This window comes from Streptococcus sp. FDAARGOS_256 (genome assembly GCF_002289235.2).
Taxonomy (GTDB): domain Bacteria; phylum Bacillota; class Bacilli; order Lactobacillales; family Streptococcaceae; genus Streptococcus.
Genome location: NZ_NTGM02000001.1, coordinates 561529 through 578995, shown reverse-complemented (window position 1 = coordinate 578995; position 17467 = coordinate 561529). Strand labels below are relative to the sequence as shown.

At 40.5% G+C, this 17467-nt stretch carries 19 protein-coding genes; 1 reads left to right on the top strand and 18 read right to left on the bottom strand.

Going from position 1 to position 17467, the window contains the following annotated elements; genetic code table 11:
- Positions 1–15 precede the first annotated feature (15 nt).
- The 13 genes from A6J84_RS03040 to eno form a co-directional block, all read right to left on the bottom strand.
- On the bottom strand, positions 16–1356 hold the full coding sequence (locus tag A6J84_RS03040; RefSeq protein WP_095726017.1) for an MATE family efflux transporter: 1341 nt from the start codon (positions 1354–1356) through the stop codon (positions 16–18).
- A gap of 41 nt (positions 1357–1397) precedes the next feature.
- Complete coding sequence (locus tag A6J84_RS03035; protein WP_044020770.1) at positions 1398–2666, bottom strand: dihydroorotase; 1269 nt, start codon at positions 2664–2666, stop codon at positions 1398–1400.
- Positions 2667–2678: 12 nt separating this feature from the next.
- On the bottom strand, positions 2679–3143 hold the full coding sequence (locus A6J84_RS03030; RefSeq protein WP_001135768.1) for an NUDIX hydrolase: 465 nt from the start codon (positions 3141–3143) through the stop codon (positions 2679–2681).
- Positions 3144–3152: 9 nt separating this feature from the next.
- Entirely contained in the window at positions 3153–3806 is a 654-nt protein-coding gene (locus tag A6J84_RS03025; RefSeq protein ID WP_042902257.1) for a uracil-DNA glycosylase, read from the bottom strand.
- A gap of 119 nt (positions 3807–3925) precedes the next feature.
- Positions 3926–4219 (bottom strand): hypothetical protein, encoded by a 294-nt coding sequence (locus tag A6J84_RS03020; RefSeq protein WP_049520327.1) that lies wholly within the window; start codon positions 4217–4219, stop codon positions 3926–3928.
- A gap of 23 nt (positions 4220–4242) precedes the next feature.
- Entirely contained in the window at positions 4243–4935 is a 693-nt protein-coding gene (locus A6J84_RS03015; protein WP_049520328.1) for a YjjG family noncanonical pyrimidine nucleotidase, read from the bottom strand.
- Positions 4936–4987: 52 nt separating this feature from the next.
- Positions 4988–5596, bottom strand: coding sequence for an ADP-ribosyltransferase (locus tag A6J84_RS03010; protein WP_095726016.1), 609 nt, complete (start codon positions 5594–5596; stop codon positions 4988–4990).
- Positions 5597–5733: 137 nt separating this feature from the next.
- A complete protein-coding gene (locus A6J84_RS03005; protein ID WP_080980655.1) occupies positions 5734–6237 on the bottom strand; it encodes a hypothetical protein in 504 nt (167 codons plus the stop codon).
- 284 nt (positions 6238–6521) lie between these two features.
- The gene (locus A6J84_RS03000; protein ID WP_049520330.1) at positions 6522–7064 is read right to left on the bottom strand and encodes a ClbS/DfsB family four-helix bundle protein; all 543 of its coding nucleotides are present in this window, start codon (positions 7062–7064) and stop codon (positions 6522–6524) included.
- Between the two features lie 135 nt (positions 7065–7199).
- Positions 7200–8117, bottom strand: coding sequence for a peptidase (locus A6J84_RS02995; RefSeq protein ID WP_095726015.1), 918 nt, complete (start codon positions 8115–8117; stop codon positions 7200–7202).
- Between the two features lie 184 nt (positions 8118–8301).
- Entirely contained in the window at positions 8302–9138 is an 837-nt protein-coding gene (locus A6J84_RS02990) for an AraC family transcriptional regulator (protein ID WP_095726014.1), read from the bottom strand.
- A gap of 202 nt (positions 9139–9340) precedes the next feature.
- Positions 9341–9835, bottom strand: coding sequence for a YkgJ family cysteine cluster protein (locus tag A6J84_RS02985; protein ID WP_095726013.1), 495 nt, complete (start codon positions 9833–9835; stop codon positions 9341–9343).
- Positions 9836–10011: 176 nt separating this feature from the next.
- On the bottom strand, positions 10012–11316 hold the full coding sequence (eno, locus tag A6J84_RS02980; protein ID WP_000022821.1) for a surface-displayed alpha-enolase: 1305 nt from the start codon (positions 11314–11316) through the stop codon (positions 10012–10014).
- 162 nt (positions 11317–11478) lie between these two features.
- Between eno and A6J84_RS02975 the strand changes: the two genes are divergently transcribed.
- Complete coding sequence (locus A6J84_RS02975) at positions 11479–11925, top strand: DUF1694 domain-containing protein (protein WP_000131097.1); 447 nt, start codon at positions 11479–11481, stop codon at positions 11923–11925.
- Here the strand turns inward: A6J84_RS02975 and A6J84_RS02970 are convergent.
- The 5 genes from A6J84_RS02970 to A6J84_RS02950 are packed head-to-tail and all read right to left on the bottom strand — an operon-like array spanning position 11922 to position 17450.
- The gene (locus tag A6J84_RS02970; protein ID WP_095726012.1) at positions 11922–13037 is read right to left on the bottom strand and encodes a glycerate kinase; all 1116 of its coding nucleotides are present in this window, start codon (positions 13035–13037) and stop codon (positions 11922–11924) included. The two genes, A6J84_RS02975 and A6J84_RS02970, sit on opposite strands and share 4 nt — an antisense overlap.
- Before the next feature lie 9 nt (positions 13038–13046).
- Positions 13047–13691 carry a phosphoserine phosphatase SerB gene (gene serB / locus A6J84_RS02965; protein WP_095726011.1) on the bottom strand — a complete coding sequence of 215 codons (645 nt, stop codon included), beginning with the start codon at positions 13689–13691 and terminating at the stop codon, positions 13047–13049.
- A 57-nt stretch (positions 13692–13748) separates the two neighbouring features.
- Positions 13749–15182 (bottom strand): glycogen synthase GlgA, encoded by a 1434-nt coding sequence (gene glgA, locus A6J84_RS02960; protein WP_084854309.1) that lies wholly within the window; start codon positions 15180–15182, stop codon positions 13749–13751.
- Positions 15179–16318, bottom strand: coding sequence for a glucose-1-phosphate adenylyltransferase subunit GlgD (glgD, locus tag A6J84_RS02955; RefSeq protein WP_095726010.1), 1140 nt, complete (start codon positions 16316–16318; stop codon positions 15179–15181). The genes glgA and glgD overlap by 4 nt, the downstream gene beginning before the upstream one ends.
- Entirely contained in the window at positions 16308–17450 is a 1143-nt protein-coding gene (locus tag A6J84_RS02950; protein ID WP_000787250.1) for a glucose-1-phosphate adenylyltransferase, read from the bottom strand. Before A6J84_RS02950 ends, glgD begins: the two co-directional genes overlap by 11 nt.
- Positions 17451–17467: the final 17 nt, after the last annotated feature.

The following is a 17467-nucleotide window of genomic DNA, read 5'->3' as shown; positions in this document are numbered from 1 at the left end:
GATATTTTCCAAAAACTAGCTCAATCTTTTCATTACGGTTTTCAAACGCCATTGATACAAACAACCAGAAACAATCAAGCTGGCAATCAACCCAATCCAGTAAGCAAATGCCCCTAAATCAGTTACCTGATCTAGTAGATATCCTAGTGGTATCGCTACTCCCCAATACCCGATTAATCCAAGATAGAAAGGAACGATAGTATCCTTATACCCTCTTAAAATTCCTTGGAGCGGAGCCGCAAAGGTATCAGCTAGCTGGAAAAAGAGACTGTATGTCAGGAAAACAGCCGTGGTTTCAATGAAGTGAGGGTCATTTCCATATAGACTTGCTACACGATCTCTAAAAATGTAGAGAAAGGACAGGGTAAGACCTGCAAAAATAAGGGCAGTTATTCTCCCCAGACGAGCATAGGTTTTTGCATCCTCAAAACGTTTAGCCCCAACCTCGTAAGACACAACAATCGCCATAGCAGAGGAAATACTCATAGGAAAAGCATACATGAGACTCGAAAAATTCATAGCTGACTGGTGGCTAGCGATGATGAGCGATGAAAACTTAGCCATGATCAAGCCAACCACAGAAAAGATAGCTACTTCAGCAAAGACGGTTCCCCCGATTGGTAGACCTAGCCGAACACCTTCCTTGATTTTATCTATATTGAGTGGAATCCGTTTTTCAAGATGTAACGCTTTTAATCTTTTTTGTTTGAACAAAACAAGCAGGGAAATGCCCAATAAAACCCAATAGGCTAGCGAAGTTCCTAGCCCTGCCCCTGCGCCACCAAGCTCTGGGAAACCGAAAGCTCCATATATCAAGAGATAGTTAAAACTACTATTGAGCGGAAGTAATAGGAGCATGAGGTACATAGATAGCTTGGTCAATCCAAGAGAATCCAACAAAGAGCGAATGACACTGAACAGCAACAAGGGAATAATTCCAATAGACAGGTACCAAAGATAGGAAACTGCAACTGCCGCCACTTGAGCTTCTAGTCCGATGTTGGTTAAGACAGGTGGCGCTAAGAATACTACCATTCCAAGCAAGACCAAAGACAGTCCGAAAGCCAAGTAGATAAATTGGTAAAAATCAGATGCTACTTCTTCCTTTTTGCCCCGTCCCAGATGATGGCCTATGATGGGAACCATGGCCGAAACAATCCCTGTTAAAAAAGTAAAGAAAGGATTCCATAGACTCGTTGCGGTTGACACCCCCGCCAAGTCCATGGTATTGTACTGCCCAGTCATGGTTGTATCAACAAAAGAGGCAGAATAATTGGCAAATTGATAGATCAGAATAGGGAAAAATATCTTAAGAAATAAGACAAACTTGTCTTTAAATTGATGGGTTGGATACATATACGCTCTCTATTCTTATAGTTTCTAGAGCAGAATCCCATCTAGTTTTGGTAGACAATTTGTCCCTTGCAGATGGTATATTTAACCTGCCCTTTTAAAGTTTCACCGATAAATGGGGAATTAGCTGCTTTTGACGCAAAATGGGAGTCCACAAGGCGGTCAGCCTTAGCGTCAAAGATAGTGATATCCGCTGGACCATTCTCAGCCAAGTAACCTGCTTCAAAGTTGTAAAGCTTGGCTGGATTGACAGTCATTTTTTCTAGCAATTCCATCAAGCTCAACTCACCAGCTTCCACCAAATAAGTCAAACCAAGAGAAAGAGAGGTTTCCAAACCTGTCATACCAGATGGTGCTTTGGTGATATCTTCAACATTTTTCTCATCTGCATGGTGAGGCGCGTGGTCCGTTGCGATAACTGTGATAACACCTGACTTGAGACCTTCGATAACGGCACGACGGTCTGACTCCAAACGAAGTGGAGGATTCATTTTGGCATTGCTTCCTTGAGTTAAAAGAAGAGCTTCTGTCTTAGAGAAATGCTGTGGCGCTACTTCTGCTGTGACCTGCGCACCTAGTCCTTGAGCAAACTCCACCACCTTGACACTTTCTTCCTTAGACAAATGCTGAATGTGAACATGGGCCTTGGTTGCATAGGCAATCATAACATCGCGCGCAATCATAGCGTACTCAGCCACTCCTGTCGCTCCACAGATATGGAAATGTTCTTTAGCGATGTTTTCGTTAAAGCCAAGAATTCCATTCAAACCTGGATCTTCCTCATGAAGGCAGATAAAGGTATTGAGTTTTTTGGCTTCTACCATTGCTTCCTTAACCACTTTACTACTTTCAAGCGGAATTCCATCATCTGAAAAACCAACGGCTCCAGCTTCTAAAAGAGCCTTAAAGTCTGTCAAGTCTTGGCCATTAAAGTTCTTGGTAATAGTCGCAACTGTCTTGACGTTAATCTTTTCCTTGGCAGCAGACTGGAGAACTTCTTTCAAAGTCTCTACGTCCGAAATGGTTGGACTAGTATTAGCCATCATGACAACCGTTGTAAAACCACCTGCAGCAGCCGCTAGTGCCCCAGTATGGATGTCCTCCTTGTGGGTTTGACCAGGTTCACGGAAATGAACATGAATATCCACTAGTCCAGGCGCAACTACAAGACCAGTAGCATCAATTAGCTCTGCTCCTTCTTCCTTGATTTCGGGAGCAATCTTGACAATTTTCCCATCTTGCACTAAAACATCACACACTTGATCCAAACCAGACTTGGGATCCATTACACGACCATTTTTGATAAGTAGCATCTGCTTTCTCCTTTATTCATAGAAATCGACTTGGGTATCCAATAATTTATCCCCATCATAAACAAACTTGGCTGAAAAGAAGGGTTTGTCCTCTAAAAGCCACTCAACAAAGGTGTGGTCACCTTCCCAAGTTGGCTTGCTCAAAACCTCGTCATAGGGAACCCATTCCAGCGTCCCCTCATTGCAGTCAATCAAGTCACCCTCAAACTCTGTCACCTTAAAAACATAGGTGTACCAGTCTAAATCTGGCGTAAATTCAGGAAAAGTGATAACACCTTTAAGTACTGGCTTGGCTTTGAGACCTGTCTCTTCGAGGATTTCACGCGCAGCGCATTCTTGAGGAGTCTCACCTCGCTCTAGCTTCCCACCAACACCAATCCATTTACCTTCGTGGACATCATTGGGCTTCTTATTGCGATGGAGCATGAGCAGTTCTTTTCCGTTATCAATGTAGCAAATCGTCGCTAACTGAGGCATATTCTCTCCTTATCTAAGCCAATCGATTGGCTCTTGTCCTATCTCTGTTAAGAATGCATTGGCCTTGGAAAAAGGCTTGGAACCCCAAAATCCTCTATAAACCGATAAAGGACTAGGATGGGCTGATTCGATAATTAAGTGGTGAGGATTGGTAACCAAGACCTTCTTCTTGCGTGCATAAGCGCCCCAGAGCACAAAGACTACTGGTCTATCTAGATTATTGACCACCTGAATCACAGCATCTGTAAATGGCTCCCATATCTGCCCAGCATGACCATTGGCCTGCCCAGCAGGAACCGTCAAGCAAGCATTGAGAAGTAAGACTCCCTGCTCAGCCCAAGACGTCAAATCATGTGATTTCTTAACGCCGATATCATCTGACAATTCTTTTAAAATGTTTTGCAAGGACGGCGGAGCTGGGATTGAGTCAGGTACAGAAAAACTCAAACCCTGCGCTTGACCTGGCCCGTGATAGGGGTCTTGCCCTAGAATCACCACCTTCACTTCTTCAAGTGGTGTAGTCAAGAGAGCCTGAAAAACTTTTTCCTTAGGTGGATAAACAGTTCCCTGAGCATAGACCTGTTCCATAAATTGATTGATTTTCCCAAAATAACCTTCAGGTAATTGCTCCTTAATCAAAGCATGCCAAGATGAGTGTTGCATCGCCAACTCCTTCGTTTTTACTGCCTCTATTATAGCAAAAAGTGGCTATCTAAACCACTTTTTACAGTTCTTATATATACTGTTATTGACCCTATTATTTGACATTAGTATTCACAGTATCAATCAGCCATTAAAAACTTTTCGATTGTATCAATAGCATAGGAAAGTTGATTATTTACAGACATCATCCGTTCAAAATTAGCGTCCATATAGTAGAGTTCAGATAAACCACCCCTAGGGAGAAAGAGTGAATAGTGGATATTCATCTTCTCTCGAGTACTTAACTCTATATGATTGCTTATGATATACTTTAACTCTTTTAACGAATTTACTTGAGCAACCACACCTTTTAACTGATACTGCTCGATGAGGTTTAGTAAATTGTCAATCTCTTCAATGACTTTAGTTTCCATATCATCCCCTCTTAGGAAAAGCACTACATAGCATCCAAACAATCTAGCAAGTCTTGGTAAGAATGGACTTCATAAGTTGGCTGGGCTTGTGTGTGATTTTCGATTCGTTGAGGGTTGTACCAGATAGTGTCAATGTCAGCATTATTGCCACCTTGAATGTCGGCAGTTAAGGAATCTCCAATCATCAGCGTCTTTTCTTTATCAAATCCTGCAATCTGCTGACCGATTTTTTCATAGAATAGTGCATCAGGTTTTTGTGTTTGCAATTGCTCGGAGATAAAGACTTGGTTGAAATAGGGAGCCAGACCAGATTGAGCCAAACGTCCCGTCTGAATGGCAGTAATGCCATTTGTCGCAGCATACAAGTCATAATCACGTTCGATGAGGCTGTCCAAGAGTTCATGAGCACCCGAAAGAGTTTGTCCCTGTTGGGCTAAGTAAAATTGGTAACGCTGGGCAAGTAACCTACCATCTTTTTCCTGTCCAAAATGAGCAAATAAACGAGAAAAGCGCGTGTTAACCAGTTCTTGTTTACGGATTTTCTTTTGCTCCAAGTCCTTCCAGAGAGCCTTGTTCATAGGAACGTAATAGTCTTTATAGGCTTGGATATCCGCAACTCCTTCTTCTTTTAGAAGTTGTGTCAAAGCTACATCCTCAGCAGCATCAAAATCAAGCAAGGTGTGGTCAAGGTCGAAGAGTAGAAATTTGTAGGGCATTGAGTTTCCTTTCTAGGAGATAGGGGTTCAAAAAAAGGGGGGGCATAATATTCTAATCTTTTAGCAGACATTCAAGTATATTTTTTTGAACCTCATTGTCCCAATAAGGTTCAGTACGTTTCACTAATTTTGAATTTCTTTTGAAAAGTAACTCAAATTCATTTTTTATTGAATACTCAAATCCAGATACAAATAGTGCTTTTGTTCCTTTCTTAACATATATTTTCAATACATAATCTGTATCTAAATAGTTTAACCGATTATCTTGTTCTAAATAGAGTCTTTTATTCAGTGTTGTACTCAAAAAACCTTTATCAATAAACCCAGTGTCGCTATTTAAAATTTGATTAAACTCATCTACGTCAACATAACGATATACCACAATGTTATCTTGAATAAATGGTGCAGAATTAAAATCATCATCTAAAAATCTTTTCAAGTTATGAAGTTTTTCAATGTTTACTGAACTAGAACCTGTTCTTAACAACTCATTTACTCTAGTCATAAAACCAGCACAATAACATTCTAAAGGAGTTAAAGAATCATTCCAAGATTCATTCGTTCTATACGAATTTGCATAATTTCTTTGCCACTCCTCAAATGTTTGTTCTATCCATTTTGAAGCTTCATTTTTTTCAAATTCTAGATAAACCAAAATCATAACCTCACTTTAAATTTAGTGATATTATAACACAGATATGGACCATTTTACCATAATAATTAACAGCTAGAAAACTATGTAGCAATCTTAATCTGAATTAATTTAAAGGACTGAAATACTTTCAAATACTACACTCCCTACCCCAACTCCTTGGCTATTTTGCTTTTTTCAAGTTTTCCCTTAGTAATTCGTTTCCATAAAACAAGCGGGTTCAAACTATAAGATAGGCGTAGGAGGAAATAATTAAGCCATTCGATAAAGGCAAAAAGCTGTATTAGTGTGGCTATAATAGCCACTTGGACACTCTGTGCGTTCCAGAAAATAAAAGGAAATCCCGAAATAAGTAAAATAAGATCTAGTATTCTGAGCACACCATATATTTTAGGGACATTTCCACTTCCGAACTGAGGTTTCGAGAGTCTTCTAATCAGAATCGCCCAATAGATTGAACCTTGAAGCAAAATAAATGTCAGTAAAGATAATGGATAGAGAATGGAGAGTAGACTCCTCCAATCACCAAGGCGATTTTTCAAAAGGAAAAAACAAAACCAAATAGATAGGACGGCTGTAAGTTCTCCCAAACAAAGGGACAGCAACTCTTTTCTAACTTTCTCTTTTTGTATGTTCATCATCTCACCCACTTATCTATCATCCTATATCAGAAAAACTCCATTCTAAGCAGTTTATAGTCAACATTTCTCAGAATAAAGGCATTTTAAGCATCGAACAGCACAATTACTTTAATATCAATGTAATTCTAAGTTTAGAATTACATTAAAATAAATGTTTTATTACTATTCTAAGTCTATGATAGTCTTAAATTTTAATTTTTGAAGGATTCTAAAGCTAGAATAGTTAAAAAATCACGAGAATGAAGCTATTCGAAGCTTAGAAGAACCTTTTCTAAACCTCATACCCACTTTAACTAGCGACACTTACAATTCTTCTGATGAGCTTTGAGTTTTTTTAGAGCCCAGTCATAGTGACTGGAGGTGCTACTGACAAAGTAGGAACCTAGACTTGTCCCTCCCGTCCACTTATAGAAACCTTTGGTAAAGAGTTGGTCATTGCTGAAGCCTTCCAACAACTCTAAAACCTCCTTATGCGATTGCTCTAGTAGTCTAGTAGCTTCTTCTAAGGACGTTTTCTGGTGCTTCTTCCAAATAGCGACATTCATTTCCCCATAAGTTTTCCAATTATAAGGTTCAGGGAGAAAAGGTCTTTCAAGACCCTTTTGATTGGAATGTACCCAGGTCAAAAGCAGCTGATGCCATTCATAGAGATGGATCAGGACATCCCGCAGATTTTTATCTCTATTCCAGTGGGCTTCTTTTTTCTTTTGGTCTTTTGAAAAATCAAAAGGAGTCTGTAGTTCCTCTTCACTTAATTTAGAGATAAAGTGATTGAGTTTTTCATAGTTTTCCTTAGAAACTAGCATTAGCTCCTCTTTTGTTCTTGGTCTAGGCATAGGAGTTCTCCCTTCATTTTCAAGTTGGATATGCCATATCCTCACTTCATTATACCATAATCAAAAAGCAGTTCTTCATTTTAAGAAAAACTGCTTTTACTTGCCATTTTATAAAAGTTAGGAGCGCCCCTAGACTTACTTATTTACATATAAATCTCTAAAGCGACCATCCACTTCTGCTATCTGACAGAGCAAGCGGGATAGTTCTTGGTAGTCTTCTTTTAAACACGAAAGGTGGGCTTGACCAAATAGAGTAGCCAATTCCTCTTTTAATCTTGCCCCTTCTGGATCATGATCTTTTAAGAACTTACTGAGATAGAGATTTCGAACAGCAGCAAGTTTAAAGCTGAAATACTGATGCAATTGTTTTTGCTCGGTATTTAAGCCGTTTTCAGCAACTGATTTTGCATAGCATTCCAAAACACCATTTTGACCATTCAGATATCGGTTTTTCATAATCCTTGCTGTTTCCTGATAGATTTCAGACTGACTAGGACTCTTGACCTTCTTAAAATTTCCCCACATGGAATAAGCTCCACGCTTATAGTCAATAGCCTCTGCCTTCCAAGCTTCTAAAATGTCATTAAAAGCAACCTTTATACAGGAAAAACCAGCTGGATCATGCAAATAGAGATACTGACTATCAAGAGCATACACAGTTACAAAGTGATCCACACCATAAAGAATTGTGTGATTGGGATTGTAGATCAGATGGCCCATATCAAGAGGTCCCAGTACAACAGGACCATTGGACAGAAAGGTTTCTAACTTTCCTTTAACCTCTTCTAAATCTACTTTCACTCCATCTTTTAGATAGAAGTCCTCATAGTCAAACCCAAGTATTTTTAAAGAATGAGAGATTGAAAGATCTGGCATTCCATTGTCAAAGAATATTAGAGGGTGTCGTTCATCTTCCTTTACAATACTAGCGCCATTGCCCATCACCATAATTGCCTCTAAAAACTCTGCTTTAAAGTCATAACCATAGGCATCCAGTGCCATAGCCAATGAATAGCTATAGCAAAGCGACACATCTCCAAAATACATCTGCATATTCCTCTGCCTCCTTATCTTCTATGGGACTATTATACCGAGAAAACTATTCTCATACCCCATAAAATCCAAACAAAAATTATGGTATGTTTGTTTACAGACATGAATGTCAACAATTAAAAACTCTGTAGAGATTCTTTCTACAGAGTTCGGTTTGCATCTTTATAAAAAATCAGAAAATGATCTAGTCCCTGATGACTGGTATCCAGAGTTCCATTTGGTAGTCTGGGGACGACATATCTCCTTTGAAATAAACTTCAAAGTCTGGGGCTCCTGAATGGCGATAACCAGTTTCCGGGAAAAAGACTTCTAAGACGTATTTCCAAGCATGGTGGATGCTAGCTGGTATAGCCCCCTTGACTGGTACGATGGCATATTCAGCTTCTGGAATTTCTTTGATGGACAGACCTAGTTCTTCTGCTTTAGTTTTATCCGTCACATCATAAGCAGCCATATAGTTAATGATTTCGCCTTCTTTGACATCCGAGCAGACGCCAAAGGATTGGCCACTGCCTAAACTTTCTAGGCTTTCCAAGCTGTGATGGGCATAGAGATGCTCCCAAGCAGACGGGCATTTGCTATTGTCAATAGCTTCCAATAGGACGCCTGCCACGGTAAATGCAGGTTTCTTTTGAATCTTGATATCCATGTTCTTTCCTCCTGTAATTTTTAAGGATAATTGAAGTCTAGGAAAGACCCGATAAGGTTTTCCATTTCGAACTTCTGAGGGGGTTGCACCATGGAATTTCTTGAAGGCTGTGCTGAAGGCGTCAGCAGACTCATAGCCGTATTTCATTGCTATGTCAATGACTTTCTCAGAGCCTTCCCGCAAGTCTGTCACAGCTTCTGATAGCCTGCGATTGCGCAAATATTCTGCCAAGGTCATATCAGCCAGGATAGAAAATAGCCTGCTAAAGAGAGGGTAAGAATAGCCCGATAGCTGCTGAAATCTTTTCATATCCACTTCTCCAGTCAGTTGCTGCTCCAAATAATCCATGGTTTGATTGAATTGATGCATCATATTCTTCTTTTCTTACCTCCACAAGATACAAAGGTCGTTAAAAGCAAAGTGAAAATTGGAAAATTAACGCTGGTTCTTCTGATTCTAGGTAATTTTTTCTTTTTCGCATAGCTTTTAGGCCGTGTTCAATTCTATCTATATTCTAACAAATACAAGATACTTCCACCCTAGAATCTTTGTACAAGATTTAAAGGTGTAAATTCTATAACTTATCTTTTAATTTCTCAACAAAGAGATAGGCTGCAGGGCAGGTCAAGGTATTCTTAATCGTCAAATGGTTAATTTGATGAATCTTTTTACGGTCTGTATGGGGAAATTCACGGCAGGCCTTGGGACGAACATCATAGATTGAGCAGAGATTGTCTCCTCCTAGAAAGGGGCAGGGCATAGATTTGAAAACCTTATCCCTATCTTCATCCACCTGTAAAAACTCTGCTTCAAAGGCTGGTAATTTCATCTTAAAGTACTTAGCGATACGGGTGATATCTGCTTCTTTAAAGTCGGGCCCCAAAGTCTTGCAACAATTAGCACAGGCAGTACAATCAATCTCAGCAAAGACTTCTTGGTGAATCTGCTGCGCAATCTTATCTAAGTTTTTAGGAGGTTTTTTCTTTAGATTAGCTAAAACTTTACGATGCTCCTTCTGCTTTTGCAAGGCTAGCTGGTGGTAATACTCAATATCAATTTCTTTAGACATAATTTCTTTCTAATTCAAGTGTTTTTGTCTATTATACCATAAACACTGTCCCCTTTCTGCCCCCTGAACAGAAAAAAAGCCCTTCGGAAAAAATCCGAGGGGCTAGAAACGTTGTTAAATCAACGGCCGAACTTTTGAATTTCAAGGTTCGGGATAAAATAGTTCACCGAACTATTTTATTTTTTAAGGTTGTAGAATGATTTCAATCCACGGTATTCAGCTACTTCACCAAGTTGGTCTTCGATACGAAGCAATTGGTTGTATTTAGCGATACGGTCTGTACGTGAAAGTGAACCAGTCTTGATTTGTCCTGCGTTTGTTGCAACTGCGATGTCAGCGATTGTTGAATCTTCAGTTTCACCTGAACGGTGTGATACAACGGCAGTGTAACCAGCTTCTTTCGCCATTTCGATAGCGTCGAAAGTTTCAGTAAGAGTACCGATTTGGTTAACTTTGATAAGGATTGAGTTAGCAGCACCTTCTGCAATACCTTTTTCAAGGTAAGAAGTGTTTGTTACGAAGAAGTCGTCACCAACCAATTGAACTTTACCACCAAGACGTTCAGTAAGAGCTTTCCAACCGTCCCAGTCGTTTTCGTCCATACCATCTTCGATAGTGATGATTGGGTATTTGTTTACCAATTCTTCAAGGTAGTCGATTTGTTCTGCAGCAGTACGTACAGCAGCTCCTTCACCTTCGAATTTAGTGTAGTCGTAAACTTTACGTTCTTTATCGTAGAATTCTGATGATGCACAGTCAAATCCGATAAATACGTCTTTACCAGGAACATATCCAGCAGCTTCGATCGCAGCAAGGATAGTTTCAACACCGTCTTCAGTTCCTTCGAAACGAGGAGCGAATCCACCTTCGTCACCTACGGCTGTTTCCAAACCACGAGATTTAAGGATTTTCTTAAGAGCGTGGAAGATTTCAGCACCCCAACGAAGAGCTTCTTTGAATGATGGTGCACCAGCAGGTACGATCATGAATTCTTGGAAAGCGATTGGAGCGTCAGAGTGAGAACCACCGTTGATGATGTTCATCATTGGAGTTGGAAGAACTTTAGTGTTGAATCCACCAAGGTAGCTGTAAAGTGGGATTTCAAGGTAGTCAGCAGCAGCACGAGCTACAGCGATAGACACACCAAGAATTGCGTTTGCACCCAATTTACCTTTGTTAGGAGTACCGTCAAGTGCGATCATAGCACGGTCGATAGCTTGTTGGTCACGTACATCGTAGCCGATGATTGCTTCAGCAATAATGTTGTTTACGTTGTCAACAGCTTTTTGTGTACCAAGACCACCGTAACGAGATTTGTCACCGTCGCGAAGTTCAACTGCTTCGTGTTCACCAGTAGAAGCTCCTGATGGAACCATACCACGTCCGAAAGCACCTGATTCAGTATAAACTTCTACTTCAAGTGTTGGGTTACCGCGTGAGTCTAGGACTTCGCGAGCGTAAACATCAGTAATAATTGACATTTTTTACTCTCCTTTGAGTTAAATTTTTTACACCTCTATGATACCTTAAAAATAAGCGTTTTTCAAGAAAAAACGTTATCTTTGTGCAAATTTTCCTTAACTTTATAAAGTAATCGCTTTCTTTTGTCTGTTTTCTTGCGATTTTTGTGATATACTGTTTTTATGACAGATTTATCAAAACAACTACTAGAAAAAGCTCATGGTGGGCCCAAACTAAACCCTGACGAACAACGCCGCTATCTCGGCACTTTCGAGGAAAGAGTTCTTGGCTACGCGGATATCAGTACTGCCAATAGTCCTGAATTAGAACATGGATTTTTCTCTATTTTAGAGGGTTTTCAAGAAAAGGTAGAGGAACTTTTTGTGAAAATCTCACCAAATATCGAGTTTGACAAACAGGTCTTTTACTTAAAACAAGCAAAGGAAAGCAACTGTCAGGCGACTATTGTTTCAGACGATCACATCACCTCTCCTTTCGGTCTTGTCATTCATACAAATGAACCTGTTCAAGTAGACGAAAAGGACCTTAGACTTGCATTCTCAAGCCTCTGGGAAGAGAAAAAGGCAGAGCCACCTAAAAAATCCATCTGGAAAAAATGGTTTGGTTAATCCTTCCTCAAATTTAATAAACGACCAATATTAGTAGCTGTGTGCTCCAAATAGAGTCTTGCATTTTTCAGACTGTCTTCCAAAGGTTCACTTTTTTCTAAAATAGAAAAGGCTGCTTGGATATTTTCGAATGGTAGGGAAGGTAAACCCTCGGAAAGACTACCACAAATAGCGATAACTGGAACTCCTTCAGGAGTTCTTTTTGCTACACCGATAGGAGCTTTTCCAACAAAGCTTTGACTGTCCAGTCTACCTTCTCCAACGATAACCAAGTAGGCCCCTGCAACCTTCTTGTCAAAGTCAATCAAATCTAAGCAAGTGTCAATCCCAGATACGATAGCGGCCTCAGCAAAGGCACAGAGCCCAGCCGCAATCCCACCGCCGGCTCCTGCTCCTTTAAGAGAGAGGGTTGATGGTGAAAATTTTTCATAGAACCGCTGTATAGCCAAATCTACTGTCTCAAACAAAGCAGGATCCAAGCCCTTTTGTTTTCCAAATGTATAGGTCGCTCCTTGAAGACCACATAGAGGGCTCACGACATCTGCTAAAATGCGGATTTTCACATCTTCAGGTATCCTATACAACTCGCTGTCTGAAACTGACTCGAACTCAAGCAAAGTCTGACCGCAAGCTGGCAATTCTTTTCCATTCTTATCATAAAAACGATAACCTAAACCAGCAGCAATGCCTATCCCACCGTCATTACTAGCCGTACCACCAACGCCGACATAGATATCTTTCATCCCTTGATCAATGAGATGGCGGATCAATTCTCCGATACCGCGAGTTTGGATGTGGAGAGGGTTTCGTTTCTCCCGCGGAATCTTTCCAAGACCAACCAAGTCAGCAACTTCAAAGAGCGCTATTTGACCTTTTTGAAAGTAGCGCATGGATTCTTTTGGGCCAAAAGGTCCCGTAACCTCTTGCCATTTTTCTTTGAGTTCAAGAGAATGTCGGATAGCGTCTACAGTTCCTTCCCCGCCATCACCTACAGGGCAAAGCAGACATTCTACATCTGCTATCGATTTTTGGAATCCTCTTTTTATAGCTTGAGCGACCTCTTCTGCCGTCAAACTTTCTTTAAAAGAATCGGGTGCAATTACAATTTTCATAGTTCCCTCTCATTCTAAGAAATCAATCAAAGCTAGAACTTCTAAAAAATCCCTCGTATCTACATAACAAGCTATCTCAGATTTTACGATTTCTTTAGCACAAAATGCAATACCGCATCCTGCTGACTTTAACATCAAGAGGTCATTGGCGCCATCACCTATAGCAATCGTTCTTTCTTTGGGCAGTTCTAATTCCTTTCTCCAAATCTCAAGAGTAAATTGTTTTACTTGACCTGTCACAATTTCACCAACTAGTCGACCTGTTAAAAAACCGTCTTTGACTTCCAACTGGTTGGCAGAAAAATAGGAGATACCAAGGGATTTTGCTAATCTCTCAACTATTGGTGCAAATCCACCAGACACTAGACCGACTAGGATGCCCTTCTTTTGAAGTATGGAGATAAATTCTTGAGCATTCTTAGACAGATGAATGGATTTGAAGACAGTATCAAAGACCGAAACCGGAAGGCCTTTTAACAAAGCTACCCTCGCTCGTAAACTTGTTTCAAAGTCCAGTTCACCTCGCATTGCCTGGCTTGTAATCTGCGATATTTCTTCTTCGCAACCTGCTTCTTTTCCTAAAAGATCAATCACTTCTTCTGCTATCAGGGTGCCGTCAACGTCCATGACACACAAGCCTTTTACTTGAGACATAAACTTTCCTTTCTAAACAGCCCAAAATCGTATGAAAGAATCATACGATTTTATCTATTAGTTGACTAAACTATGGTACAAGTCCAGGTAAGATTTGCAGGCTGTATCCCATGAGAAATCGCATTCCATAGCTTGTTTTTGTAGATTTCTCCAAACGTCTGGCTGGTTCTTATAAACATCCAAGGCTGTTTGGAAACTCCAGTTAAGCCAGTAAGGTGTTAAATTATCAAAGCTAAATCCAGTACCAGTTCCTTCGATTGGATTGAAGGATTGAACTGTATCTCTTAGTCCACCAACCTCATGAACCAATGGTAGAGTTCCATAGCGCATCGCCATCATTTGAGACAAACCACATGGTTCAAAACGACTCGGCATGAGGAAGAGATCACAAGCTGCGTAGATTTCTTGAGCAAGTTTGACGTCAAAAGTGATATTTGCTGATAGCTTGTCTGGATAGACTTGTGCAAACCAAGAGAAAGAATGTTCAAAAGCTGGGTCACCTGTTCCTAAAAGGACTATTTGAACGTCCTCCTGTAAGAAACGATGCAAGCTTTCTACAACAACATCAAAACCTTTTTGGCGCGTCAAACGAGAGACAATCCCAACTAGAGGAACATCTGCTCGTACAGGTAACCCAACTCTCTCTTGCAATTTTGCTTTGTTTTGAGCTTTTCCAGACAAATCTTCTTTATCAAAATGATAGTCTAAAAGTGGGTCTGTTTGAGGATTATAAAGATCTGCGTCAATACCATTAACAATACCTGAAACCTTACCTGACTCCATGCGAAGAATCTGGTCCAAACCGCAACCAAACTGACTGGTCATAATCTCGTGCGCATAGCTAGGGGAAACGGTTGAGACACGATCCGCGTAGAGAATACCTGCTTTCATCCAGTTGAGACAATCATTCCAGCGAAGGGTGCCATCAGCATAGCGTTCAAACCCAACACCGAACAAATCCCATAACATCCCTTCAGAAAACTGACCTTGAAATTCCAAATTATGAATGGTTAAAACGGTTCTGATTCCTTGATAAGCCTGAATCCAATGGTACTTTTCTTTTAACAAAAAGGGAATCATGGCTGTGTGGTAATCATGAACATGGAGAAGGTCAGGGATAAAGCCGATGCGTTCCATGGCTTCAAGAGCAGCCAGTTGGAAAAAGGCGAAGCGTTCACCGTCGTCAAAATCACCATACACATGACCACGGAAGAAATAATACTGATTATCAATGAAGTAGAAGGTTACGCCATTCAAAACCGTCTTCTTAATACCACAGTACTGTCTACGCCATCCTACACTAACTTCAAAGTGAAGAACATCCTCTATCTGGTCACCGAACTTAGCTTCTACCATATCATAATAAGGCAAGAAAACTGCAACTTCGTGCCCCGCTTTTACAAGTGATTTGGGAAGTGCGCCAATGACATCGCCCAAACCACCTGTTTTTGAAAAGGGTGCTCCTTCTGCCGCTACAAATAAAATTTTCATGAATAAATGTCCTCTGTTACTGTTTCACCCTTCTTCACTACAACTGGATGTTCTGCTGTGCCTCGAATGACAACACCGTCCGCAACCTCAACTCCCTTATCCAAGATAGCATATTCAACTTGGGCACCTTGTCCAATCACAACACGAGGGAACAGAACGCTGTTCTTCACAACACTATCTTTGTGAACATAAATGTTACGAGATAGGACTGACTGAACTACTTCACCCTCAATGATACTACCAGAAGCAAACTGAGAAGTACTTACTTTTGAAGTATTCGCATAGTAGGTTGGTTCTTCATTCTTAACTTTGGTATAAATCTTTTGATTTGGTGAGAAAAGAGAGTAGAATTTTTTAGATTCAAGCATATCAATATTTGCTTGATAATAGGACTGAACAGAATGAATGTTTGCTAAGTAGCCTGTGTATTCGTAAGCAAAAGCACCTTCTTTTACAGCCAAATCGCGAAGGACATAGCGCAACTTTTCAGGATATTCTTTCTGAGCCTCTTCTTCAAGTCGTTCAATCAACCAAGGAGTGTCCACAACAAAGATATCTGTAGACATGTTGAAGAGTTCATCCGTGGATTTGTTATCAAAGAGTTTGTGCGAACGAACATGGTCAGTTTCATCGATTTCCAAGATAGCATTCACATCAGAAATGTCTTTCTTAGGAAGTTTCTTATATACAACTGTAATCGGACCTTTTGTTGTATTGTGTAGGTGGAAGACTTGATTCAAATCAATATTCACCAGAACATCGCAGTTAATCGAAACGGTTTGGTTTGAACCTGAACGTCTCAAGTAGGTAAGAAGCTGTTGGTAATACTCTTTTCCAACTGTACTGCTTTCAACACGAGTGTTGTAAATTCCTAGATAGTAGTGACTTAGAAGGGTTGACAAGCCCCACTCACGACCTGAACGGATATGGTCGAAAACTGAGCTGATATTATCTTGTTGGAAAATACCAAAGATACTACGAACACCTGCATTTGCAAGACTGGAAAGGGGGAAGTCAATCAAACGGTATTTCCCACCGAAAGGCAAGCTAGCTACCGGACGGTGTTCTGTTAACGTTGACATATCATGAAAACCAACTGTGTTTCCTAAAATGGCTGAATATTTATCAATCTTCATCTGTTGCTACCCCCACTACTTCATTGTATCCTACTACTTGTACTTCATCCGTTCCATCAATCTCTACGCCATCAGCAATAATGGCACCCTCACCAATAATAGCACGAGTAATCTTTGCTCCATGGCCAATAATAGCTCCACTCATAATGACAGAATCAACGACCTCGGCACCTTCACGTACTTGTGCTTCTGTTGAAAGAATCGAACGTTTAACAGTTCCATCTACAAAACAGCCATCCACAACCAATGAATCTTCAACATGTGCATGCGCACCAAAGTAGTTTGGTGGTGAAATCAAGTTTCTTGAGTAAATTTTCCACTGACGATTGCGGCTATCCAAGGCGTTTTCTGGCGAAATGTACTCCATATTAGCTTCCCAAAGCGACTCAATCGTACCAACGTCTTTCCAGTAGCCATTAAATTCATAAGCATAGACACTTTCACCAGACTCGAGATAGTTAGGGATAACGTTCTTACCAAAGTCTGACATATCCACATTGCTCTTTTCAGCAGCAACAAGCATATTGCGAAGCCGTTTCCAGTCAAAAATATAAATCCCCATAGAAGCCTTTGTAGACTTAGGTTGCGCAGGTTTTTCTTCGAATTCAACGATACGGTTATTGGCATCTGTATTCATGATACCGAAACGGCTAGCTTCTTTGAGAGGTACGTCTAGGACAGCTACTGTCAAACTGGCATTATTATCCTTATGGGACTGAAGCATATCATCGTAGTCCATCTTGTAGATGTGGTCACCAGAAAGAATCAAAACATACTCTGGATTAACACTGTCGATGTAGTCAATGTTTTGGTAGATAGCGTGACTAGTCCCTTCAAACCAACGGTTTCCTTCGCTGGCTGAATAAGGTTGTAAAATAGAGACACCTGAATTGATACCATCCAATCCCCAGCTAGAACCATTTCCGATATGGTTATTCAAAGCAAGAGGTTGGTATTGCGTAATCACACCAACATTATGGATTCCAGAGTTTGCACAGTTGGAAAGAGCAAAGTCAATGATACGGTAGCGCCCACCGAATTGCACTGCCGGTTTGGCAATGCTTTGAGTGAGTTTTCCGAGACGTGTTCCTTGCCCACCCGCAAGGATCAAAGCTAGCATTTCATTCTTCATTTTCTACTCCTTTATAA